At 67.8% G+C, this 22,056-nt stretch carries 20 protein-coding genes (1 of these 20 only partly in view); 17 read left to right on the top strand and 3 right to left on the bottom strand.

The genetic code is table 11. The features are described from left to right. Positions 1–73 precede the first annotated feature (73 nt). The 5 genes from argJ (at position 74) to ACTDI4_RS21235 (ending at position 3,230) form a co-directional block, all read left to right on the top strand. Positions 74–1,315, top strand: a complete 1,242-nt coding sequence (gene argJ / locus ACTDI4_RS21255; protein WP_442843031.1) for a bifunctional glutamate N-acetyltransferase/amino-acid acetyltransferase ArgJ — start codon at positions 74–76, stop codon at positions 1,313–1,315. Between the two features lie 29 nt (positions 1,316–1,344). After that, on the top strand, positions 1,345–2,109 hold the full coding sequence (locus tag ACTDI4_RS21250; protein ID WP_442843425.1) for a GNAT family N-acetyltransferase: 765 nt from the start codon (positions 1,345–1,347) through the stop codon (positions 2,107–2,109). Next, positions 2,106–2,513 carry an 8-oxo-dGTP diphosphatase MutT gene (gene mutT / locus ACTDI4_RS21245; RefSeq protein ID WP_442843030.1) on the top strand — a complete coding sequence of 136 codons (408 nt, stop codon included), beginning with the start codon at positions 2,106–2,108 and terminating at the stop codon, positions 2,511–2,513. Before ACTDI4_RS21250 ends, mutT begins: the two co-directional genes overlap by 4 nt. 109 nt (positions 2,514–2,622) lie before the next feature. Beyond that, on the top strand, positions 2,623–2,952 hold the full coding sequence (locus tag ACTDI4_RS21240; RefSeq protein ID WP_442843029.1) for a hypothetical protein: 330 nt from the start codon (positions 2,623–2,625) through the stop codon (positions 2,950–2,952). A gap of 92 nt (positions 2,953–3,044) precedes the next feature. Beyond that, a complete protein-coding gene (locus ACTDI4_RS21235; protein WP_442843028.1) occupies positions 3,045–3,230 on the top strand; it encodes a Flp family type IVb pilin in 186 nt (61 codons plus the stop codon). 21 nt (positions 3,231–3,251) lie between these two features. Here the strand turns inward: ACTDI4_RS21235 and ACTDI4_RS21230 are convergent, their stop codons facing one another. Beyond that, complete coding sequence (locus ACTDI4_RS21230; protein WP_442843027.1) at positions 3,252–4,124, bottom strand: methyltransferase domain-containing protein; 873 nt, start codon at positions 4,122–4,124, stop codon at positions 3,252–3,254. A 51-nt stretch (positions 4,125–4,175) separates the two neighbouring features. On the opposite strand from ACTDI4_RS21230, the gene ACTDI4_RS21225 reads away from it, so the two are divergent. The 4 genes from ACTDI4_RS21225 to ACTDI4_RS21210 are packed head-to-tail and all read left to right on the top strand — an operon-like array spanning position 4,176 to position 6,575. After that, complete coding sequence (locus ACTDI4_RS21225) at positions 4,176–4,973, top strand: ComF family protein (protein ID WP_442843026.1); 798 nt, start codon at positions 4,176–4,178, stop codon at positions 4,971–4,973. Positions 4,974–5,002: 29 nt separating this feature from the next. Further along, the gene (grxC, locus tag ACTDI4_RS21220; RefSeq protein WP_442843025.1) at positions 5,003–5,272 is read left to right on the top strand and encodes a glutaredoxin 3; all 270 of its coding nucleotides are present in this window, start codon (positions 5,003–5,005) and stop codon (positions 5,270–5,272) included. Positions 5,273–5,292: 20 nt separating this feature from the next. Further along, on the top strand, positions 5,293–6,153 hold the full coding sequence (locus tag ACTDI4_RS21215) for a carbon-nitrogen hydrolase family protein (protein ID WP_442843024.1): 861 nt from the start codon (positions 5,293–5,295) through the stop codon (positions 6,151–6,153). Next, positions 6,150–6,575 (top strand): DUF1178 family protein, encoded by a 426-nt coding sequence (locus ACTDI4_RS21210; protein WP_442843023.1) that lies wholly within the window; start codon positions 6,150–6,152, stop codon positions 6,573–6,575. Before ACTDI4_RS21215 ends, ACTDI4_RS21210 begins: the two co-directional genes overlap by 4 nt. A gap of 54 nt (positions 6,576–6,629) precedes the next feature. Here the strand turns inward: ACTDI4_RS21210 and ubiG are convergent, their stop codons facing one another. Continuing rightward, positions 6,630–7,379, bottom strand: coding sequence for a bifunctional 2-polyprenyl-6-hydroxyphenol methylase/3-demethylubiquinol 3-O-methyltransferase UbiG (gene ubiG / locus ACTDI4_RS21205; RefSeq protein ID WP_442843022.1), 750 nt, complete (start codon positions 7,377–7,379; stop codon positions 6,630–6,632). 228 nt (positions 7,380–7,607) lie between these two features. Between ubiG and ACTDI4_RS21200 the strand changes: the two genes are divergently transcribed. From ACTDI4_RS21200 to ACTDI4_RS21165, 8 genes are all read left to right on the top strand, one after another. Beyond that, positions 7,608–8,861, top strand: coding sequence for an aspartate kinase (locus ACTDI4_RS21200; RefSeq protein ID WP_442843021.1), 1,254 nt, complete (start codon positions 7,608–7,610; stop codon positions 8,859–8,861). A gap of 78 nt (positions 8,862–8,939) precedes the next feature. Then, positions 8,940–11,210, top strand: a complete 2,271-nt coding sequence (gene ptsP, locus ACTDI4_RS21195; protein ID WP_442843020.1) for a phosphoenolpyruvate--protein phosphotransferase — start codon at positions 8,940–8,942, stop codon at positions 11,208–11,210. A gap of 9 nt (positions 11,211–11,219) precedes the next feature. Further along, the gene (gene prfA, locus ACTDI4_RS21190; RefSeq protein ID WP_442843019.1) at positions 11,220–12,296 is read left to right on the top strand and encodes a peptide chain release factor 1; all 1,077 of its coding nucleotides are present in this window, start codon (positions 11,220–11,222) and stop codon (positions 12,294–12,296) included. Positions 12,297–12,310: 14 nt separating this feature from the next. Beyond that, entirely contained in the window at positions 12,311–13,192 is an 882-nt protein-coding gene (gene prmC, locus ACTDI4_RS21185) for a peptide chain release factor N(5)-glutamine methyltransferase (protein ID WP_442843424.1), read from the top strand. Between the two features lie 342 nt (positions 13,193–13,534). Further along, positions 13,535–14,398, top strand: coding sequence for a DUF4167 domain-containing protein (locus ACTDI4_RS21180; RefSeq protein WP_442843018.1), 864 nt, complete (start codon positions 13,535–13,537; stop codon positions 14,396–14,398). Positions 14,399–14,622: 224 nt separating this feature from the next. After that, the gene (gene clpB / locus ACTDI4_RS21175; protein WP_442843017.1) at positions 14,623–17,232 is read left to right on the top strand and encodes an ATP-dependent chaperone ClpB; all 2,610 of its coding nucleotides are present in this window, start codon (positions 14,623–14,625) and stop codon (positions 17,230–17,232) included. 256 nt (positions 17,233–17,488) lie between these two features. Next, on the top strand, positions 17,489–18,973 hold the full coding sequence (locus tag ACTDI4_RS21170) for a L,D-transpeptidase family protein (protein WP_442843016.1): 1,485 nt from the start codon (positions 17,489–17,491) through the stop codon (positions 18,971–18,973). A gap of 106 nt (positions 18,974–19,079) precedes the next feature. Then, entirely contained in the window at positions 19,080–20,630 is a 1,551-nt protein-coding gene (locus tag ACTDI4_RS21165; RefSeq protein WP_442843423.1) for an MFS transporter, read from the top strand. Between the two features lie 39 nt (positions 20,631–20,669). Here the strand turns inward: ACTDI4_RS21165 and ACTDI4_RS21160 are convergent, their stop codons facing one another. Further along, a protein-coding gene (locus tag ACTDI4_RS21160; RefSeq protein ID WP_442843015.1) for a M23 family metallopeptidase crosses the window boundary here: on the bottom strand, positions 20,670–22,056 show its 3' portion. The gene runs 566 nt beyond the window's last position; only the last 1,387 of its 1,953 coding nucleotides appear in the window; its start codon lies beyond the right edge, outside the window; its stop codon occupies positions 20,670–20,672.

Raw genomic sequence — 22,056 nt, 5'->3', positions numbered from 1 at the left:
AAAACGCCTTGCGCGGCGGCGCGGCATCGGGCAAATCGGCCTTTTCCGCCGCATTCCATTGCCCGAGGCCCCGATGTCCGCTGCCGTGTCCCCCCTTGCCCCCAGGAAATACCCGAAGATGCCGGTGGTCGACGGCGTGCGCATCGCCACCGCCGAGGCCGGCATCAAATACAAGGGGCGCACCGACCTGCTCGCCATGGTGTTCGACCCCGGCACCGCGGTGGCGGGCGTTTTCACGAAGTCCAAATGCCCGTCGGCTCCGGTCGATTTCTGCCGGCAGAACCTGCCCCGGGGCAAGGCGCGCATGCTGGTGGTCAATTCCGGCAACGCCAACGCCTTCACCGGCAGGAAGGGGCGCGAATCGACGGCCCTGACGGCGGATGCCGCCGCCAAGGCGGCCGGCTGCGCGGCGGGCGAGGTGTTCCTCGCCTCCACCGGCGTCATCGGCGAGCCGCTGGATACGGGCAGGTTCAGCCACCTGCTTTCCGGCCTTGCGCGCGACGGCAGGCCCGACCAGTGGACCGAGGCCGCCAAGGCCATCATGACCACCGACACCTATCCCAAGGTGGCGACGGCGACCGTGAAGCTGGGCGACGCGGACGTCGTCATCAACGGCATCGCCAAGGGCGCGGGCATGATCGCGCCCGACATGGCCACCATGCTGTCCTTCATCGCCACGGATGCCCCGATCGCCGCTCCGGTGCTGCAGGACCTGTTGTCGCGCGGGGTCGGAAAGACCTTCAACGCCGTGACCGTCGACAGCGACACCTCGACCAGCGACACGCTGCTTCTGTTCGCGACGGGGACGGCGGCCAAACGCGGCGCGCCGGCCATCACCGACCCCAAGGATGCGCGGCTCGGGCAATTCCGGCGCGCGCTCGGCAAGGTGCTCAAGAACCTTGCGCTGCAGGTGGTGCGCGACGGCGAGGGCGCCCGCAAGCAGATCGAGGTGACGGTGACGGGGGCGAAGTCCGCCCGCTCTGCCAAGCGCATCGCGCTGGCCATCGCCAATTCCCCGCTGGTCAAGACCGCGGTGGCGGGCGAGGACGCCAACTGGGGCCGGGTGGTCATGGCCGTGGGCAAGGCCGGCGAGCCGGCCGACCGCGACCGCCTGTCGATCTGGTTCGGGGCCAACCGCCTCGCACATGAGGGCGAGCGCGATCCGGCCTATTCGGAGGAGGCGACCTCGACCTACATGAAGCGCGACGATATCGTCATCCGCGCCGATGTCGGCGTCGGCCGCGGCAAGGCGACGGTATGGACCTGCGACCTCACCAAGGAATATGTCGCCATCAACGGCGATTACCGGAGCTGATGGAGGGCGCCGTGCCGCATCCCGCCACCGTGCTGGCGAAGGTGCGCCGCTTCGAGGCGGCGGGCTTTCGCGCCTGGCCGGCGGCGGCGGTGCATTATGACGGCACCTGGGTCGTCCGGCTCACGGCGGGCCATCCGGCCAAGCGGCTGAACTCGGTCAATCCGCTCGACCCCGGCGACGTGGGGCATCTGGCCGAGCGCATCGCGCGCGCCGGGCGCCGCTTCGAGGCCTACGGGCGGCCGCTGACCTTCCGCATCTCGCCGCTGTCGGGAGCGGCCTTGTCGGCCCATCTCGATGCCGAGGGCTGGTCGCGCTTCGACGAATCGCTGGTCATGCGCCTGCCGCTGGCGCAGGCGCCCGTGGACGACGCCATCGACCACATCCCGCTGAAGGACATCAGCCGCTTCGTTTCCGCCTCGCTCAAGGTGCACGACGCCGACGCCTCGCTGCGGCCCGGCCTGTCGGAGATCATCGGCGCCATCCAGCCCGAGGCGGGGCTGTTTGCGCTGGAGCGGGGCGAGGAGGCGCTGGCCACGCTGATCTGCGTGCATGACGGCGACCTCGCCGGCCTGTTCGAGATCGCCACCGACAAGGCCGTGCGCAAGCAGGGCCTCGGCCGCCAGCTCATCCTGTCGGCGCTGAAATGGGCCCGGCTGCGCGGCGCGCGCGAAGCCTGGCTTCAGGTCGAGGCGGCCAACGCGCCGGCGCTGGCGCTCTACCATTCGCTCGGCTTCGAGGAAGCCTATCGCTATCACTATCGCCGGCCGCCCGGCAGCAAGGTCGACCAGGCATGACGGGCAAGCGCCTCCTTCTGGTCGCGGCCTGCGCGCTGGTGGATGCGGACGGGCGCGTGCTTCTGGCGCAGCGCCCCGAGGGCAAGCAGCTTGCCGGGCTGTGGGAATTCCCCGGCGGCAAGGTGGAGCCCGGCGAGACGCCCGAGCAATGCCTGATCCGCGAATTGCGCGAGGAGATCGGCGTGGAGACGAAGGCAGCCTGCCTGGCGCCGCTCACCTTCGCCAGCCATTCCTATGAAGATTTCCACCTGCTGATGCCGCTCTATGTCTGCCGCCGCTATTCCGGCATTCCGGTGGCGAAGGAGGCGCAGGTGCTGAAATGGGTGAGACCCCGCCAGATGCGCGACTACCCGATGCCGCCGGCCGACGCGCCGCTCATCCCGTTCCTGATCGACCTTCTGTAAGGGCCTGGCCGGCCGCATCTCAGCGTTAATGAAAGATTTATCTTGGCGCGGCAAATTGAATGAAGCCCGCCGCCCGGCCGCGCTATCGATTCGCCGAGGGAGCGACCGCATGAGCCTCGACAAGGACCTGGATGCCATCCGCGACTGGGAAACGGTGCGCCCGGCGCGGCCTTTCCGGGCGAGCGATGCGGGCATGGGCCTGCTGCGGCTGACGCTGCTGTTCGGATCGGCGGCCGTGGCGCTGGCCATGATCGCCACCCCCTTCCTCGACGAGCACACGCGGCAGCGCGGCATTGCCGGCTATCCGGCCGGGCTCGACATGACGGTGACGGGCTCGATCGGCGCCAACACCTACACGGTGCGCCGCAGCGTGCTGCAACGCTCGCCCGACGCCGTGTGCATCATCCGCACCGACGGCCGGCGCTCGGGGGATTGCTGAACGCCGGCGGCTTCACCGCCCGTTAAGCCTGAGGCGTTAACCTTCCTTAACATGTTGGGGCTACCATGGAACGCAATGAGGGGTAAGCGACCATGATGCTGGTACAGCGTTTCCTGAACGACGAAGGCGGCGCCACGGCCATAGAATACGGCCTGATCGTGGCCGTGCTTTCGCTGGCCATCGTCAGCGGGGTGGGCAAGGCGGCCGATAGCATACAATGGCTGTGGAGCAGCAACGAAAGCAAGCTGGCGGAGGCCTTCGCCTCGCACGGCGAGTAGCCCGGGCCGCACGCCTCCCGTTCAGCGCTGCTTGCGCTCTTCCAGTATCCTGGCCATCGAGACCGTAGCCGAGCCGCGGCGCGCGGGCTGCTGCTGCGAGGCGTGCGGCGCCCAGCCCGACAGCCACACCACGCAAAAGGTTGCCCTGACGCGGCCGTCCGGATCGGCGAAACGTTCGGCGTAGATCTCGGCTGCCCGGCCAAACAGCGCGCGCCGTGTACCCGCGCGCGGCCGGTCGGCAAGCGGGCTGGTCTCGCCCATGGCGCGCAGGTCGGCCATGAGGTGGAACATGGAATCGTAGCGCACCGTTTCCGTCTCGACGTCCGCCACCGGCAGGGCAAGCCCCGCCCGCTGCAGCAACGCGCCGGCGTCGCGCACGTCGGTGAAGGGCAGCACGCGCGCGGCGGCCCCGCCATAAAGCTCGGTTTCGGCGGCCAGCAGGCTTTCGCGCAGCTCGCCCAGCGTGCCGGCGCCGGCCATGGCGCCGAGGAACAGGCCGTCCGGCTTCAGCGCGCGCCTGATCTGCGCCAGCATGCCGGGAATGTCGTTCATCGCCTGCAGCGACAGCAGCGAGACGACGAGGTCGAGGCTTTCAGGCTCGAAGGGCACGGTCTCGAAGGCGGCGACGACACCGTCGGCCGCGCCGGGAAAGGCGACGTCCGCCTCGACGCGCAAGGTCTCGGCGACCTTGCCGCTTTCGGCGAGCGCCCGGGCGGCGTCCCCGGTCTGGCAGAACAGCGCGGCGCCCTTGTCGAAATTTCGGCCCACGGCGCCCAGCCGGTCGGCGAGGTCCTCGGCGGCGCGCCGCATGAGGAAATCCGCGCCCGGGATCGGGCGCGCGCCCGCGCGGCGCTTGTGCGCAAGCCAGAGCCGGGTGTCTATGATGGTCTGCAAGGGACTGGTCCTGTCTGCGGCATTCTTCTGATAGGATGCGGCGAAACTCAGGTGGCCGATCCGATGGCGGATATCAAGAGCCTTGCCGAGACGACGTTGAAATGGCCGGCGCGGCTGCTGTTCCCGCCGGTCTGCGCCGGTTGCCGCCGCCAGGTCTCGCGACCCGGCGTGCTGTGCGCCGCCTGCTGGCCGCTGCTGCGCCTGCTGGAGCGGCCATGGTGCCCGGTGATGGGCACGCCCTTCGGCCACGACATGGGCGAGGGCTTCCTCTCGGCCGAGGCGATCGCCGATCCGCCGCCCTTCGAGCGCGCGCGGGCCGCCGTGGCCTATTCGGGCATCGCACAGCAGATGGTGCAGGGGCTGAAATACCGCGACCGCACCGACCTGGCGCCGTGGATGGCGCGCTGGATGGCGCGCGCCGGGGCCGAACTGGTCGCCGAGGCCGACCTGGCCGTTCCCGTGCCGCTGCACTGGCGACGGTTCCTGAAACGCCGGTTCAACCAGTCAGCAGAGCTTGCGCGGGCGCTTGCGGGCCTGACCGGGCTTGCCTTTTCGCCCTCCGTGCTGAAGCGCGTCAAGGGCACGCGCCAGCAGGTGGGGCTGGAACGGGCCCAGCGCGAGGAGAACGTGCGCGCCGCCTTCCGCGTGCCGGCCGAGGCGGAGATCGGCATCGCCGGCCGCCGCGTGCTTCTGATCGACGATGTCTATACCACCGGCGCCACGGTGCGGGCGGCCGCCAGGGCGCTGAAGAAGGGCGGCGCCGGCGCGGTCGACGTCCTCACCTTCGCGCGCGTGCTTCCCGCAGACGCCATCGGGGACTTCCGGGCCGGGACAAGCGCGACTATATAGACGGCAACGGATACGAGCAGGGATCGTCCATGGTCGACGTCACCATCTATACGCGCATGATGTGCGGCTATTGCACGGCCGCCAAGCGCCTTCTGGACAGGAAGGGCGTGGCCTATGCCGAGCGCGACGCCTCCTTCTCGCCCGAGCTGCGCCAGGAGATGATCGCGCGGGCCAACGGCCGCTCCACCTTTCCGCAGATATTCGTCGGCGACGTGCATGTCGGCGGCTGCGACGATCTTCACGAGCTGGAAGCGGAAGGCCGTCTCGACGGGCTTCTGTCCACCGGTGCGCTCAAGTGACATCAATCGAGGACGCAACCATGAGTGCTTTCAAGGCGGCGGCGGTGCAGATGCGTTCGGGCACGAGCCTCGAGCGCAATGCGGCCGATATGGAACGGCTGGTGCGCGAGGCGGCCGCGCAGGGCGCCACCTATGTGCAGACGCCCGAGATGACCGGTGCGATGGTGCGCGACAAGCAGGCGCGCGCGGCCGCCTTCACCACCGAGGACAAGGACGTGGTCGTGGCCGCCGCCCGGCGCCTGGCCCGGGAACTCGGCATCTTCCTGCATCTCGGCTCGACGGCGATCCTGCGCGCCGACGGCAAGCTGGCCAACCGCGCGCTGCTGTTCTCGCCGCAAGGCGAGACGCTGGCCAGCTACGACAAGATCCACATGTTCGACGTCGACCTCGACAATGGCGAAAGCTGGCGCGAATCCGCGGCCTACGAGCCCGGCGCGCAGGCGGTGGTGGTCGATGCGGCCGGCGCCAGGCTCGGCTTCGCCATCTGCTACGACCTGCGCTTCCCGCAGCTTTTCCGCGCCGAGGCGCTGGCCGGGGCGGACCTTTTGTCGGTGCCCGCGGCCTTCACCCGCCAGACCGGCGAAGCCCATTGGCACGTGCTGCTGCGGGCCCGCGCCATTGAGAACGGCGCCTTCGTCGTTGCGGCCGCCCAGGGCGGCCTGCACGAGGACGGCCGGGAGACCTATGGCCACTCGCTGATCGTCGATCCGTGGGGCCGTGTGCTGGCCGAGGCCGCGCATGACGAGCCCGGCGTTATCGTGGCCGAAATCGACCCGGCGCAATCCAGGGCCGCGCGCGCAAAGATCCCCAACCTGAAGAATGCGCGCGAGTTTGCGCTGAAGGCGGCCGCCCCGGCCGCCCTCAAGGGAGCAGCGTCTTGATCCGTTTCTCGCTGACCTGCGAGCATGAGCACGAATTCGAGGCCTGGTTTCGCAGCAACGACGATTTCGACACGCAGAGAAAGCGCGGCTTCGTGGAGTGCCCGTCCTGCGGCTCGCGGGAGGTGGGCAAGGCGCTGATGGCGCCGGCCGTCTCCACCGGCAGGAAGCAGGAGAAGATGGCGCTCGCCATGGGCGAGGCGCAGCGCCGCGCCATGGCCGAGTTGAAGGCGCTGTCGCAGAAGATGCGCGAAAATTCCGACTATGTCGGCGACAAGTTCGCCGAGGAAGCGCGCAAGATCCATTTCGGCGAGAGCGAGACGCGCGGCATCTATGGCGAGGCGACGCTGGAGGAGGCGAAAGGCCTGGCCGAGGACGGCGTGTCGTTCATGCCCCTGCCGGTGTTCCCCGACGACCGCAACTGAACGGGGCGGACGGGCCGACCCGAGCCGGGCGGCCGTCCCGTCGGTTCGATGCCCTCAGGCGGCCGCCTTTTCGGCCAGCACCATGTAGTTGACGTCCATGTCGCGCGATTTCTGCCAGCGGTCCGCCAGCGGGTTGTAGATGACGCCGGTGCGGTCGGCCACGGCGAGGCCCGCGCCGCCCAGCGCCTTCTCCAACTCCTCCGGGCGCACCAGCTTGCCGAACTGGTGGGTGCCGCGCGGCAGCCAGCGCAGCACATATTCGGCCCCGATGATGGCCAGCCCCAGCGCCTTCAGCGTGCGGTTGATGGTGGCCACGAACATGATGCCGCCGGGCTTGACCATCTCGCCGCACTTGGCCACGAACAGGTCGATGTCGGCCACGTGCTCGACCACTTCCATGTTGAGGATGACGTCGAATTTCTCGCCGGCCTCGGCGAGGTCCTCGGCGGTGGTGGCGCGATAGTCCACCTGCACGCCGCTCTCGGCGGCATGCAGCTTCGCCACCTCGATATTGGTCTCGGATGCGTCGGCGCCCACCACTTCGGCGCCCAGCCGCGCCATCGGCTCGCACAGCAAGCCGCCGCCGCAGCCTATGTCGAGAAAGCGCAGGCCCTCGAAGGGACGTGCCGCGCGCGGGTCGCGGCCGAAACGCTCGGCCACCTGGTCGCGGATATAGGCCAGCCGCACCGGATTGAACTTGTGCAGGGGGCGGAACTTGCCGTTGGGGTTCCACCATTCGGCGGCAAGCGCGGAAAAACGCTCCACCTCGCCGGCATCTATGGTCGATCGTCGAGACTCTGGCATGTCTTGGGTCTCCTCGGATTTTCTCGCCGCGAGCGTAAGGAAGTCGGGCCTCGGGACGAGATTGTCAAGACTGGGAGGCAGCCGGGGGCGCGGATGCCGCCATGACGCATCCTGCCGCGCTTGCGAAGCAGGGCGGTTTTGGCTAAGGAGGCCGCAAATCCAGAGGTTCGGGAAGCCGGGCCTGAAATTCCGTTCCGGCTGTCCGGCATTCAAAGGCATTTCGCTCCCATGGCGCGCATCGTGATGAAATTCGGCGGGACGTCCGTCGCCGACATCGCCCGCATCCGCAATGTGGCGCGCCACGTCAAACGCGAGGTCGATTGCGGCCACGAGGTGGCGGTGGTGGTTTCGGCTATGGCCGGCAAGACCAACGAGCTGGTTTCCTGGACGCGCGAAGCCTCGCCCATGCACGACGCCCGCGAATACGACGCGGTGGTGGCTTCCGGCGAGCAGGTGACGGCCGGGCTTCTGGCCATCACCTTGCAGAACATGGGCGTCAACGCGCGCTCCTGGCAGGGCTGGCAGATCCCCATCCGCACCGACAACGCCCATGGCGCGGCGCGCATCACCGACATCGACGGCTCCTTCCTCATCAAGCGCTTCCAGGAAGGGCAGGTGGCGGTCGTCGCCGGCTTCCAGGGCCTTGCGCCCGACAATCGTATCGCCACGCTCGGCCGCGGCGGTTCCGACACCAGCGCCGTGGCCATCGCCGCCGCGGTGAAGGCCGACCGCTGCGACATCTACACCGACGTGGACGGCGTCTACACCACCGACCCGCGCATCGAGCCCAAGGCCCGCCGCCTCGACCGCATCTCCTTCGAGGAAATGCTGGAGATGGCCTCGCTGGGCTCCAAGGTGCTGCAGGTGCGGTCTGTCGAGCTTGCCATGGTGCACCGGGTGCGCACCTTCGTGCGGTCGTCCTTCGTCGAGCCGGACGCGCCCGGCATGGACGATTTTGTCAATCCGCCCGGAACCCTCATTTGCGACGAGGAAGAAATCGTGGAACAGCAGGTCGTCACCGGAATTGCCTATGCCAAGGACGAGGCGCAGATCTCGCTGCGCCGCGTCGCCGACCGCCCGGGCGTCGCCGCCGGCATCTTCGGGCCGCTGGCCGAAGCCAATATCAACGTCGACATGATCGTCCAGAACATCTCCGAGGACGGCAAGTCGACCGACATGACGTTCACCGTGCCTTCGGGCGACGTCGCCAAGGCGCTGGCGGTGCTGGAAAAGGTCAAGCAGACGGTGGGTTTCGACGCCGTCCAGCACGACGAGGGCATGTCCAAGGTTTCCGTCATCGGCATCGGCATGAGAAGCCATGCGGGCGTGGCGGCCACCGCCTTCGAGGCGCTGGCGTCCAAATCCATCAACATCCGCGCCATCACGACTTCCGAGATCAAGATTTCCATCCTGATCGACGGGCCCTATACGGAACTTGCAGTTCGTACTTTGCATTCCGTTTACGGTCTGGATAAGCAATAGTCTGACGAGTCGGTTGTTGCGTGATGCCGGAGCGGGGCCGTCCGCTTCGGCCCGGACGCCATTGGAGAAGAAGCCGCGATGCGTGATACGGCCTCCGGCCCGCGCGTTCTTCTGAAACGGCTGCGCGAGCTCATGCAGGAGCCGCTGGAGCCGCAGGAGCGGCTCGACCGGATCGTGCGCGACATCGCCTCCAACATGGTGGCCGAAGTCTGTTCGCTCTATGTGCTGCGCTCCGACTCCGTGCTGGAACTTTATGCCACCGAGGGCCTGAACCCGAACGCGGTGCACCTGGCGCAATTGCGGCTGGGGCAGGGCCTGGTCGGCACCATCGCCGCCAGCGCGCGCCCGCTGAACCTGTCCAACGCGCAGGAGCATCCCGCCTTCGCCTACCTGCCGGAGACCGGAGAGGAGATCTACAACTCCTTCCTCGGCGTGCCGGTGCTGAGGGCCGGGCGTTCTCTCGGCGTGCTCGTCGTGCAGAACAAGACCATGCGCCACTACCGCGACGACGAGGTCGAGGCGCTGGAAACCACGGCCATGGTGATTGCCGAGATGATCGCCACCGGCGACCTGGCGCGGCTGACCCGGCCGGGCGTGGAGCTGGACCTCAAGCGCCCGGTCTCCTTCACCGGCCTTTCCTTCAACGAGGGCATCGGGCTCGGCCATGTCGTGCTGCACGAGCCGCGCATCGTCGTCACCAACCTGTTCAACGAGGACAGCGAGGAGGAGGTGCGGCGGCTGGAAGCCTCGCTCGGCTCGCTCAGGCTGTCCATCGACGACATGCTGTCGCGCCGCGACGTCGCCTTCGAGGGCGAGCACCGCGAGGTGCTGGAAGCCTACCGCATGTTCGCCAACGACCGCGGCTGGGTGCGGCGGCTGGAAGAGGCGATCCGCAACGGCCTGACCGCGGAGGCGGCGGTCGAAAAGGTGCAGTCGGACATGCGCGCGCGCATGATCCACATGACCGACCCCTACCTGCGCGAGCGGATGAGCGATTTCGACGACCTGGCCAACCGGCTGCTGCGGCAGCTCATGGGGCGCGGGCCGGAGGACGTGGCGGCCGCCCTGCCCAAGGACGCCATCATCGTCGCCCGCTCCATGGGCGCGGCCGAACTGCTCGACTATCCGCGCGACAAGCTGCGCGGCCTGGTGCTGGAGGACGGCGCCCCCACCAGCCATGTGGTGATCGTGGCCCGCGCCATGGGCATTCCCGTCGCCGGCCAGATGAAGGGCGCCGTCTCCATGTCGGAGAACGGCGACGCCATCATCGTCGACGGCGACGAGGGCGCCATCCATCTCAGGCCGCAGGCCGACCTGGAGGCGGCCTATGCCGAGAAGGTGCGCTTCCGGGCCCGCCGGCAGGAGCTTTACCGCGAGTTGCGCAAGAAGCCCTCGCTCAGCAAGGACGGCGTGCGCGTCGACCTTCTGATGAATGCCGGGCTGGCCGTGGACCTGCCGCAGCTTGCCGAATCGGGGGCCGCCGGCATCGGCCTGTTCCGCACCGAACTGCAGTTCATGGTGGCCTCGACCTTCCCGCGCGCGGAGGCGCAGGAGCGGCTCTACCGCGACGTGCTCGACACCGCCCGCGGCAAGCCCGTCACCTTCCGCACCATCGACATCGGCGGCGACAAGGTGCTGCCCTATTTCGACAATGCCGCGCAGGAGGAGAACCCGGCGCTGGGCTGGCGGGCCATCCGCCTCGCCCTCGACCGGCCCGGCCTGCTGCGCACCCAGATCCGCGCGCTTTTGAAGGCGGCCGGCGGGCGCGAGCTGAAGCTGATGCTGCCCATGGTGACCGAACTGGGCGAGATCGCGCAGACGCGCGAGATCATCGACCGCGAGGTCCGGCACCTGTCGCGCTTCGCCCACCACCTGCCCACCAGCCTGAGGCTCGGCGCCATGCTGGAGGTGCCCTCGCTGCTGTTCCAGCTCGACGAGCTGATGAAGGCGGTGGACTTCGTCTCGGTCGGCTCCAACGACCTGTTCCAGTTCGTCATGGCTGTGGACCGCGGCAACACCAAGATCGCCGACCGCTTCGACCCGCTGTCGGTGCCGTTCCTGCGCGTGCTGAAAAAGATCGCGGATGCCGGCCATCGCAACCGCACGCCGGTGACATTGTGCGGCGAGCTTGCCGGCAAGCCGATCTCGGCCATGGCGCTGCTCGGCCTCGGCTTTCGTTCGATTTCCATGTCGCCGGCCGCGATCGGGCCGGTCAAGGCCATGTTGTGCGAATTGCCGCTGGCGGAACTTGAGGCCTTCTTCGAAGACAACCTGTCCGCGCCGGCAACCGGCATGCCGATGCGCGCGTTGCTGCAGGCGTTCGCCGACGACCGCGGCATCCCATTGTAAAGTGCCATCATGATCAGCCTGCCCCGCGACCGCATGGACCAAGTCGTCAAGCGTTTCGACATGCTCGAAGCGCAGATGGCGGCCGGGCCTGCGCCGGAAGCCTATGTGAAGATGGCCTCCGAATATGCCGACATCCAGGACATGGTCGGCAAGATCCGGGCGCTGCGCGCCGCCGAGCACGAGCGGACCGACCTGGAGGCGATGCTCGCCGACAAGGGGACCGACGCCGAGATGCGGGCGCTGGCCGAAGCCGACCTGCCGCAGGTGGAGGAGAGGATCGAGGCGCTGGAACAGGAAATCCAGATCCTGCTGCTGCCCCGCGATGCCGCCGACGAGCGCAACGCCATCCTCGAAATCCGCGCCGGCACCGGCGGCGACGAGGCGGCGCTTTTCGCCGGCGATCTCTTCCGCATGTACGAGCGCTACGCCGCCGCGCGCGGCTGGCGCTTCGAGGTGGTGTCGGCCAGCGAGGGCGAGGTCGGCGGCTTCAAGGAAATCATCGCCACGGTGTCGGGCAAGGGCGTGTTCGCGCATCTGAAGTTCGAATCGGGCGTGCACCGGGTGCAGCGCGTGCCGGAAACGGAAGGCGGCGGGCGCATCCACACTTCCGCCGCCACCGTGGCCGTGCTGCCCGAGGCGGAGGACGTGGACATCGAGATCCGTACCGAGGACATCCGCATCGATACGATGCGCGCTTCCGGCTCCGGCGGTCAGCACGTCAACACCACCGATTCGGCCGTTCGCATCACGCACATTCCCACCGGCATCATGGTGGTGCAGGCGGAAAAGTCGCAACACCAGAACCGGGCACGCGCCATGCAGATCCTGCGCGCGCGCCTTTACGACATGGAGCGCAGCCGCGCCGACGAGGAGCGTTCCTCGTCGCGAAAGTCGCAGGTGGGGTCCGGCGACCGCTCGGAACGCATCCGCACCTACAATTTCCCGCAGGGGCGCGTCACCGACCATCGCATCAACCTCACCCTCTACAAGCTCGACCGGGTGATGGAGGGCGAGTTGGACGAGATCGTCGACGCGCTGATCGCCGACCACCAGTCGAAGCTCCTGGCGGATATGAAGGAAGGCTGAGGTCGGGGCCGATGATGCAGGACCCTCGGCGCGCGCCTCCGACGCTGGCGGGACTGCTTGCCGCCGGACGGCGCCGCCTGGCCGAGGCGGGCATCGAAGACGCCGCGCTCGATGCCCGGCTGATCGTGGAGCATTTTTCGGGCACCACCCGCGCCGACGCCATCGCACGGCCGGACCAGCCCGTGCCGGCCACGGCGGCGGCGGCCGTCGAAGACGCGCTGAAGCGCCGCCTGGCGGGCGAGCCGGTGCACCGCATCCTCGGTTTCCGCGAATTCTACGGATTGCGGCTGGCGCTGTCGAAGGAGACGCTGGAGCCGCGTCCGGATACCGAGACCCTGGTGGATGCCGTGCTGCCCTTCGCGCGCGCAACCGTCGCGCGCGCCGGCGACTGCCGCATCCTCGACCTGGGCACCGGCACGGGCGCCGTCGCGCTGGCGCTGCTCTCGGCCGTGCCGCAGGCTACCGCCACCGGCGTGGACATTTCCGACGATGCGCTGGCGACGGCCCTGCGCAATGCCCGCGACCTCGGCCTGGCGGACAGGTTCTCGGCAAGAAAATCGGACTGGTTCGCGGAAATTTTCGGCCGCTACCATGTAATTGTCTCAAACCCTCCCTACATACCGGCAGACGACATCGGCATCCTGCAACGCGAAGTGCGAGATCACGATCCGGTCCGCGCCCTCGACGGCGGTGCAGATGGGCTCGATGCCTATCGCGAGATCGCCGCCGCAGCCGCCATGCATCTGGAAATCGGCGGCATCGTGGCCCTGGAGATCGGCAGCACGCAGGGTGCGCAGGTCACGCGGATTTTCGCCGGTCGCGGGTTCGCCCTTTCCGAATCGCTTCGCGACCTGGGCGGAAACGAGCGGGCGCTGGTATTCAGGGCTGCGGAATAGCTCGGACCGGCGCCGGAAAGCGGAAAAAACGCTTGGCAAGGCTAGGGAATGCGTCTAGGGTCGCCCGCAGCCGGATGAGACGAAGCAGGCAGTGCTCTTAGCGATTCGGTTCCCTTGGAAATAGCTGCCTTCTTGCGAAACGACGCTCTAGCTTCGTGCGGGAATCATCCGGCAAGTGATGTAACCGGAACGGGACGGTACGTGGCGCCAACGCAAGCGATGCGGGCGAGCACCGGTGGGGCAGCGGAACGGCAGGCTGAATGAGCGCCTCCGCGCGGACGGATTTTTCGAGCTTCCAACACTGAAGAGAGTCGGATGAGGCCACAACAGCAGAACAGGCGCATGCGCGGTCGTAATGGCGGCGGCGGCAACAATAACAACAACAACAACCGCAAGGGGCCGAATCCGCTCAACCGCAACTACGAGAGCAACGGGCCGGACGTGAAGATCCGCGGCTCCGCCCAGCAGATCGCCGAGAAATATGCAACTCTTGCCCGCGATGCGATGAGTTCGGGCGATCGGGTCATGGCGGAGAACTATCTCCAGCACGCCGAGCACTACAACCGCATCATCGCCGCCGCACAGGCGCAGATGCCGATCCAGCACACCCAGCACCGCAACGACGAGTTCGACGACGAACTCGACGAGGAGTTCGAGGGTGGCGCGGAAGCGCAGGCGCCGTCCGTCAACCATGGCACAGGCCCGCAACCGGTGATCGAAGGCGTGCCGGCCGAAGTGGCGCTGAACGCCGAGAGCGGGCGCGAAAGCCGGGACGGCAACGGCCAGGGACGCCACCGCGACCGCCGCCACCAGAACGGCCGGCGCAGCGAGTTCGGCCAGAACGGCCCGCGCGACGAACAGCAGGCGAAGCAGGACGGCGGCAGCCACGACAATGTCGGTCATGACAATGCCGTTCAGGACAGCGCGCCCCAGGACCAGGGCGGTCACGATCAAGGCGGCGAACAGGCCGAAGCCGCGCAGGCGCCCGAGCCGGTAGCCGTGGAGGCTCCGCCGGCGGCGGTGGCTGCGGCTTCCGCTCCGGCGCCGGAGGCCGCTTCGCCTGCCGCTTCGGAATCGGACGAAAAGCCGGCCGAGGAAGCCGCGCCGCGCCGCGCGCGCCGCCCCCGGCGTCCCCGGGTGAGCGCGGACAAGGCTGGCGAAACCGCCGAGGCCGCCGAGGAAGCGGGCGTCACCGCGGAAGGGTGAGCCCGATCGTAATTTCAGGTTGCCGGACGGCGGGGAGAGATCCCCGCCGTCCTGTTTTTTGCGTGCCCGCGCACTATTCTGTTTTGACCGGCATCAACGCGTCTTGAGGGCTGGTAGGCTACGCCCCATATCTGGCTGGAACTGGACCCGGCCCGGCAGGGCGGGTCCGTCACCGTAATCTGATCCGGTGCCGCCAAGCGGGCCGGTGATGGAAGGAGACAGATATGAATCTCGAGAAGTATTCCGAGCGCGTGCGTGGTTTCATCCAGTCCGCGCAGCAATATGCGCTCAACCGCAACAATCAGCAGTTCACCCCCGAACATATCCTCAAGGCGCTGATCGATGACGACGAGGGCTTCGCCTCGTCGCTGATCGAGCGCGCCGGCGGGCGCCCGGGCGACGTCGAACTGGGCGTGGACGCCGCGCTCGAAGCCCTGCCCAAGGTCGAGGGCGGCAACGGGCAACTCTATATGGCGCAGCCGCTCGCCAAGGTGTTTTCCACCGCCGAGGACCTGGCCAAGAAGGCGGGCGACAGTTTTGTCACGGTGGAGCGCCTGCTGCAGGCGCTGGCCATGGAAAAGTCGGCCAAGACTTCGGAAATCCTGGCCAAGGCGGGTGTGACCCCGCAGGCGCTCAACCAGGCGATCAACGATATCCGCAAGGGCCGCACCGCGGATTCGGCTTCGGCCGAACAGGGCTATGACGCGCTGAAGAAATATGCGCGCGACCTCACCGCCGATGCGCGCTCGGGCAAGCTCGATCCGGTCATCGGGCGCGACGACGAGATTCGCCGCACCATCCAGGTCCTGTCGCGCCGCACCAAGAACAATCCGGTGCTGATCGGCGAGCCCGGCGTCGGCAAGACCGCGATCGCCGAAGGCCTGGCGCTGCGGATCGTCAATGGCGACGTGCCCGAATCGCTGAAGGACAAGCAGTTGATGGCGCTCGACATGGGTGCGCTGATTGCCGGCGCGAAATATCGCGGCGAGTTCGAGGAGCGGCTGAAGGCGGTGCTTTCGGAGGTCACGGCGGCGGCCGGCGGCATCATCCTGTTCATCGACGAGATGCACACGCTGGTCGGCGCGGGCAAGGCCGACGGCGCGATGGACGCGTCGAACCTGCTGAAGCCCGCTCTGGCGCGCGGCGAACTGCACTGCGTGGGCGCCACGACGCTCGACGAATACCGCAAATATATCGAGAAGGATGCCGCCCTTGCCCGCCGCTTCCAGCCGGTGTTCATCGACGAGCCGACGGTGGAGGACACCATTTCCATCCTGCGCGGGCTGAAGGAGAAGTACGAGCAGCACCACAAGGTCCGCATCTCGGATTCCGCGCTGGTTTCGGCCGCGACGCTGTCGAACCGCTACATTTCCGACCGCTTCCTGCCCGACAAGGCGATCGACCTCGTGGACGAGGCCGCCTCGCGGCTGCGCATGCAGGTCGATTCCAAGCCCGAGGCGCTGGACGAGGTCGACCGGCGGATCATGCAGCTCAAGATCGAGCGCGAGGCGCTGCGGGTGGAAAAGGACGAGGCTTCGAAGGACCGGCTGGTACGGCTCGAAAAGGAGCTGGCCTCGCTGGAGGAGGAATCCGATGCGCTGACGGCCAAGTGGCAGGCCGAGAAGCAGAAGCTCGGCCTTGCCGCCGATCTCAAGAAGCAGCTCGACGAAGCGCGCAACGAACTGGCGATCGCTCAGCGCAAGGGCGAATTCCAGCGCGCCGGCGAACTGGCCTATGGCAGGATCCCCGAACTGGAGAAGAAGCTGAAGGAAGCCGAGGCGCAGGACGGCCAGGGCGGCGGCATGGTCCAGGAGACCGTGACGCCGGACAACATCGCGCACATCGTCTCCCGCTGGACCGGAATTCCGGTCGACAAGATGCTGGAAGGCGAGCGCGAGAAGCTGCTGCGTATGGAAGACGAGATCGCCAAGCGGGTCGTCGGCCAGGGCGAGGCGGTGCAGGCGGTGTCGAAGGCCGTGCGGCGTGCGCGCGCCGGCTTGCAGGACCCCAACCGGCCGATCGGCTCGTTCATGTTCCTCGGCCCCACCGGCGTCGGCAAGACCGAACTGACCAAGGCGCTCGCCTCCTTCCTGTTCGACGACGAGACCGCCATGGTGCGCATCGACATGTCGGAGTTCATGGAGAAGCACTCGGTCGCCCGGCTGATCGGCGCGCCTCCCGGCTATGTCGGCTATGAGGAAGGCGGCGTGCTTACCGAGGCGGTGCGCCGCCGACCCTACCAGGTGATCCTGTTCGACGAGATCGAAAAGGCGCATCCGGACGTCTTCAACGTGCTGCTGCAGGTGCTGGACGACGGTCGCCTGACCGACGGCCAGGGCCGCACGGTGGACTTCCGCAACACCCTGATCATCATGACCTCCAACCTGGGGGCCGAATATCTGGTCAATCTCGGCGAGGACCAGGATGTCGATGCCGTCCGCGACGAGGTGATGGCCGTGGTCAAGGCGTCGTTCCGGCCCGAATTCCTCAACCGCGTCGACGAGGTGATCCTATTCCACCGCCTGCGCAGGCAGGACATGGACAAGATCGTCGCAATCCAGCTCAAGCGGCTGGAAAAGCTGCTGGCCGACCGCAAGATCAGGCTCGACCTCGACGCCGAGGCGATCGACTGGCTGGCCGCCAAGGGCTACGATCCGGCCTATGGCGCGCGGCCGCTGAAGCGGGTGATGCAGAAGGAACTGCAGGACCCGCTGGCCGAGAAGATCCTCATGGGCGAAATCCGCGAAGGGTCGACCGTGAAGATCACGGCCGGTTCGGATCGGCTCAACTTCCGCGCGCGGCCCGGCGTGGTCGAGGCGGAAGAAGCTGCCTGACGATATGGCGGCGGGCGCGGCGAGGGTGCCGCGTCCGCCGTCCTCCTTTTCCCGAAGCAGCCGGCTTTCGAAACCGCCGGACTTGCGCGAAAGGATGCCGATGCGGCACGCTGGACGTGCGAGCACATGGGCGGTACGCCATCTTCATGCCCGGTTCATGTTGAAACCTCTATCCGGGTGACCGAGGGTGAAGCGCCTTTTGCGCTTCGCGGAACCGGTCGGGACGGCGACCAGAGTACCGGAGAATTTGACCTGCATGTTGCGCAACATCCGTTTCCCGTCGGCATTGGCCGTGCTGCTTTTGTCGTCGGGCGCCTTTGCCGCGCCCGCAACGGAAGTGCCTGATGCTGTGCCGCGCGACGCCGGCGGCATCGTTCTTGCGCAGGGCGGCGACTACGACGTCTTCTACGACGGGCACGGAAACCGCGTCATCGTGGACACCTACACCGGCAAGGTGGTGGCGGTGCAGCCGCCGCAGACGCGCTTCGACCGCCGCGCGCTGAGGCTGCGGGAGCGGCAGCAGCGCCTCGACGACGGCTATTCCGACGACCGCTATTATCTGGACGACCCCGAGGACATGGCCCGCTTCCGGCGCCGTCAATTGCAGGACGAGGAAAATTACCCTTCCTGGGACAGCGGCGGCTCCGACGGCAGCGGCGAATTTCCGCCCGCGCCGCGCAGCGACGACGGCTATGCCGGCGCCTATCCGGACGAACCGGCGCCGCCGCCCGCCGTCGACGGCCCGCCGATCCAGCGCCAGCCTTTGAAGGAAGCCTCCATCGGGCCGGGCCAGCCCGATGATTCGACGGCCGCGCCGGCACCCGGCATCGGCAGCTCCGACATGGGCGGCCCCGATATAGGCGGCAAGGCGGCCATCGATTCCTCGCTCGGCCTCGGCGCACGCGAGGACATCGCGGCGCTCCAGGTGCTGCTCGACCGCGCGGGCGCCTCGCCGGGCGTGATCGACGGCCGATTCGGCTCGAATGTCGACAAGGCGCTGGTGGCCTATCGCGAGATCACCGGGGTCAACCTGAAGTCCACCGATACGCAGGCCATCAAGGAGGCGTTGGCGGCGACCGGAGGCGACGCCCTCGCTGCATACACGATCACGCCGGAGGACGTGGCCGGCCCCTATGTCGCGTCCATCCCGGAAGACTACAGCCAGAAGGCCAGGCTGGAGCGGATGAGCTTCACCTCCGTGACCGAGGCGCTGGCCGAGCGGTTCCACATGGACGAGAACTATCTCAAGGCGCTCAACCCCGGCGTCAACTTCAACCGGCCGGGCACCATCGTCAAGGTCGTCAATTTCGGCCGGCTCGTCTCGATCCCGGTGGCGCGGATCGTCGCCGACAAGAGGAAAAAGCAGGTGTTCGCCTATGACGCCGGAGGCGAACTGGTGGCGGCCTATCCCGCGACCATCGGCTCGTCCGACACGCCGTCGCCCACCGGCGTGCATGCGGTGTCGCGCATCGCCTTCGATCCGAACTACACCTACAATCCCAACCTCAACTTCAAGCAGGGCGACAACGACAAGATCCTGACCATCCCGCCCGGGCCGAACGGGCCGGTGGGCTCGATCTGGATCGCGCTCGACAAGCCGACCTACGGCATTCACGGCACGCCCGAGCCGTCCAAGATCGGCAAGACGGAAAGCCATGGCTGCGTGCGCCTGACCAACTGGGACGCGGCCGAACTGGCCAGGCTGGTGAAGCCGGGTGTGAGCGTGGAATTCGTGGACTGACGGACGGCCTGACAGGCGGCAGATCTGACGGCCTCGGTTTCCGGGCGCCGTTTCCGCAAAACCAGCAGGCCCAGATCGAAGCAAGCGCATGCGGTCCTTGAAGGAAATGGGCGTGAAGCAGGTTGGCGGGGCGGGCCCCGAGGCCCGCACGTTCTGTCCGCGCCCCAACCGCCGCTTCGTGCTGGTGGCGGCGATACTGGCATCCGCGCTCGGCTTCATCGACGGTTCGATCGTGGCGATCGCCATGCCCGCGATCCGGGTCGACCTGGGTGCCAGCCTGGTCGAGGCGCAGTGGATATCGAACGCCTATGCGCTGATGCTGTCGGCGCTGATCCTCGTCGGCGGCGCGCTGGGCGACCGATTCGGCCTGCGCAGGGCCTTCGTCTTCGGCATTGCGCTGTTCGTGGCGGCTTCGCTCGCCTGCGCCATGGCGCCGGATCCTGCAACGCTCGTCATGTTCCGCGCCATACAGGGCATCGGCGCGGCCGTCATGGTGCCCGGCAGCCTGGCGATCATCGCAAAGGCCTATCCAAAGGCCGAGCGGGGCAGGGCCATCGGCATCTGGGCCGCCGCTTCGGCGCTGACCACCGCGCTCGGGCCGGTCCTGGGCGGATTGGTGCTTTCGGCATTCGGCGATGGCGTCTGGCGGGCGATCTTCGCCATCAACCTGCCGCTCGGCGCCGTCTCCATCTACCTTCTGCTGGCCAAGGTGCCGGCGGACGCGCCTTCGCGGCGGCGGGCTCTGGATCTCGGCGGCGGCCTGCTGGCCACGCTGGCCTTCGGGGCCATCGCCTACGGATTGACCTCGATGAGCGCGGAAGGCGGCGGCGCCGTGGCCGGCCGAAGCCTCGGCGCGGTGGCGGTCGGCTTTCTGCTCCTGGTCGCCTTCATCGCCTGGGAATGGCGGCAGAAGGAGCCGATGATCGACCTCACGCTGTTTCGCAACCGGGCCTTCTCCGGCGCCAACATCGCCACTTTCTTCCTCTATTTCGCATTGTCGGCCAATCTGTTCTACCTGCCGATGCTGCTGATTGCCGGTTGGGGACTGAGCACGGCGGAGGTTGGTTTCATCTTCCTGCCCCTGTCGGCGTCGATCGCACTTCTGTCGGGTCCGGTCGGGAAGTTTTCCGACGCCGTCGGGCCGCGCTTTCCGATCGCCGCCGGCAGCATGCTGGTGGCCTTCGCCTTCGCCGGACTGGGAGCGATGGCGAGTGCCGGCTTCCACAACTTCTGGGCGGGCGTGTTCCCGTCGATGATGCTGATGGGGCTCGGCATGGCGCTGGTCGTGTCGCCGCTGTCGACGGCGATCATGACCGTGGTGGAAGACAAGGACACCGGCGCGGCCTCGGGCATCAACAACGCGGTTTCGCGGATCGCCGGGCTGATCGCCGTCGCGGCCATGGGCTCGCTGGCGGCATGGGTCTATGCCGGATTTCTCGGAAACGACGCTGCCGGCGTCCCGGGCTTCGGCGAGCCGCCGCCGACCGGCTTGGCGGCGGCTGTCGATCTCGTCCGGCGTTCGGCGAGCGACGCCGCTTTCGCCGCGATCGCCTGGGCGACCGCGGCCCTGTGCGTGCTTTCGGCGCTCACCGCCTGGACCACCATACCGGGCAGCGGCCTGCCATGGCCGGGCGAGACGCAAACGCCGAAGGACTGACGCAATGGCCTGATTCGGCCCAGGCTGGCCGGGGGCGAATCAGCCGCCCACTTTGGCGCTGGCCACCTTCAGCGAATTGCCGTCCTGCTGCCTGAGCAATTCATCGATGCGGTCGCGCTCGCGCACGAAAGCGACGAGATTGTCGCCGTCGAGCGTCCGGCCGGTGGGCAGGCGCACCCGCATCGGATCGACCTTGGTGCCGTTGACCATCAGCTCGTAGTGCAGGTGCGGGCCCGTGGCCAGGCCGGTCTGGCCGAGATAGCCGATGACCTGGCCCTGGCGCACGCGCATGCCCTCGGTAATTCCCCGGGCGAAGGCGCTCTGGTGGTTGTAGGAGGTCTCGTAGCCGTTGGCGTGGCGGATGATGATCTGTTTGCCGTAGCCGCCGGCCCAGCCGGCCTTTTCGATGACGCCGTTGCCGGCCGCGATGATCGGCGTGCCGACGGGGGCCGCCCAGTCGACGCCGGTATGCATGCGCACATAGCCCAATATCGGGTGTCGCCGCGCACCGAAGCCGGAGCGGAACTTGCCCGACGGCAGCGGGTTGCGCAGCAGGAATTGCTGGGCGCTGCGGCCGTCGCGGTCGAAATAGTTGACGGTGCCGTCCTGCATCTGGAAACGATAGAGGGTCCGGGTGGCCGATCCGATATTGGCCGAGACGTAGAGGAGCTGCGAATCGTCGGAGGCCTCGTCGTCGCCGCCGGGTTGCGAGAACAGCACTTCGAGCCGGTCCGAGGGGGTGAGCCTGGACTGGAAGTCGACATCGGACGCCAGCAGCCGCACGAGCTGCCGGGTCATCGTCTTCGACATGCCGTAGGAATAGGCCGCGCGGTAGATGCCGTCATAGATGTTGGGCAGGTTGCCGCGCACCGCCACGGGCGGCGAATCGTCGAAGGCGGTCAGAAGCTCGGGGTTGGGTTCCGGCTCCTGAGCCGGCACGTACTGGCCGCGGTCGTCCAGCGCGATGGTCACGATGTGCTGGGTCTTGTTGTAGACGCCGGTGCGCACCACGGTCGCGCGGTCGCCGCGCACTTCCAGCCCGACGCGCAGCACGGTGCCGGCCTTGAGCGCGGTGGCGTTGAGCAGCTTGCCGATCGCCTCCGCCATGCCGGCGGCGTCCTGGCCGTCATAGCCCGAATCGGCAAAGGCCTCGGCGATGTTGCGGTCCTTGGTGAAAGGGATGATCTCTTCCGCGAAGGTGGCCGCCTGGTCTTCCGTCTCGGAGCGCGACGCCACCGACACGTTCTCCGGCACGATCCTGACGTCGTAGGAACCGGCGATGGGCTGGGCGAACTGGTCGCCGAATCGCTGCGGGTCCACATAGTGCAGCGCCGCCACCTGCACGGCGCCGTCGTCCAGCTTGGCGCCGGCCTCGCGCACCACCTTCTCCACCTCGTCGGCGGACAGGTCGCTCTTTTCGTCGAAC

This window comes from Mesorhizobium sp. PUT5 (assembly GCF_052216645.1).
Classification (GTDB): domain Bacteria; phylum Pseudomonadota; class Alphaproteobacteria; order Rhizobiales; family Rhizobiaceae; genus Mesorhizobium.
Note: the sequence above shows the minus strand (reverse complement) of the source record. Positions and strands in the feature narration are given on the sequence as shown.

Coding starts and splice junctions, on each gene's coding strand:
- ACTDI4_RS21240 (WP_442843029.1), top strand. CDS start 2,623: ATGAGCCTCGACAAGGACCTGGATGCCATCCGCGACTGGGAAACGGTG.
- ACTDI4_RS21200 (WP_442843021.1), top strand. CDS start 7,608: ATGGCGCGCATCGTGATGAAATTCGGCGGGACGTCCGTCGCCGACATC.
- prmC (WP_442843424.1), top strand. CDS start 12,311: ATGCAGGACCCTCGGCGCGCGCCTCCGACGCTGGCGGGACTGCTTGCC.
- ACTDI4_RS21170 (WP_442843016.1), top strand. CDS start 17,489: ATGTTGCGCAACATCCGTTTCCCGTCGGCATTGGCCGTGCTGCTTTTG.
- clpB (WP_442843017.1), top strand. CDS start 14,623: ATGAATCTCGAGAAGTATTCCGAGCGCGTGCGTGGTTTCATCCAGTCC.
- grxC (WP_442843025.1), top strand. CDS start 5,003: ATGGTCGACGTCACCATCTATACGCGCATGATGTGCGGCTATTGCACG.
- ACTDI4_RS21180 (WP_442843018.1), top strand. CDS start 13,535: ATGCGCGGTCGTAATGGCGGCGGCGGCAACAATAACAACAACAACAAC.
- ACTDI4_RS21215 (WP_442843024.1), top strand. CDS start 5,293: ATGAGTGCTTTCAAGGCGGCGGCGGTGCAGATGCGTTCGGGCACGAGC.
- prfA (WP_442843019.1), top strand. CDS start 11,220: ATGATCAGCCTGCCCCGCGACCGCATGGACCAAGTCGTCAAGCGTTTC.
- ptsP (WP_442843020.1), top strand. CDS start 8,940: ATGCGTGATACGGCCTCCGGCCCGCGCGTTCTTCTGAAACGGCTGCGC.
- argJ (WP_442843031.1), top strand. CDS start 74: ATGTCCGCTGCCGTGTCCCCCCTTGCCCCCAGGAAATACCCGAAGATG.
- mutT (WP_442843030.1), top strand. CDS start 2,106: ATGACGGGCAAGCGCCTCCTTCTGGTCGCGGCCTGCGCGCTGGTGGAT.
- ubiG (WP_442843022.1), bottom strand. CDS start 7,379: ATGCCAGAGTCTCGACGATCGACCATAGATGCCGGCGAGGTGGAGCGT.
- ACTDI4_RS21165 (WP_442843423.1), top strand. CDS start 19,080: ATGGGCGTGAAGCAGGTTGGCGGGGCGGGCCCCGAGGCCCGCACGTTC.
- ACTDI4_RS21235 (WP_442843028.1), top strand. CDS start 3,045: ATGATGCTGGTACAGCGTTTCCTGAACGACGAAGGCGGCGCCACGGCC.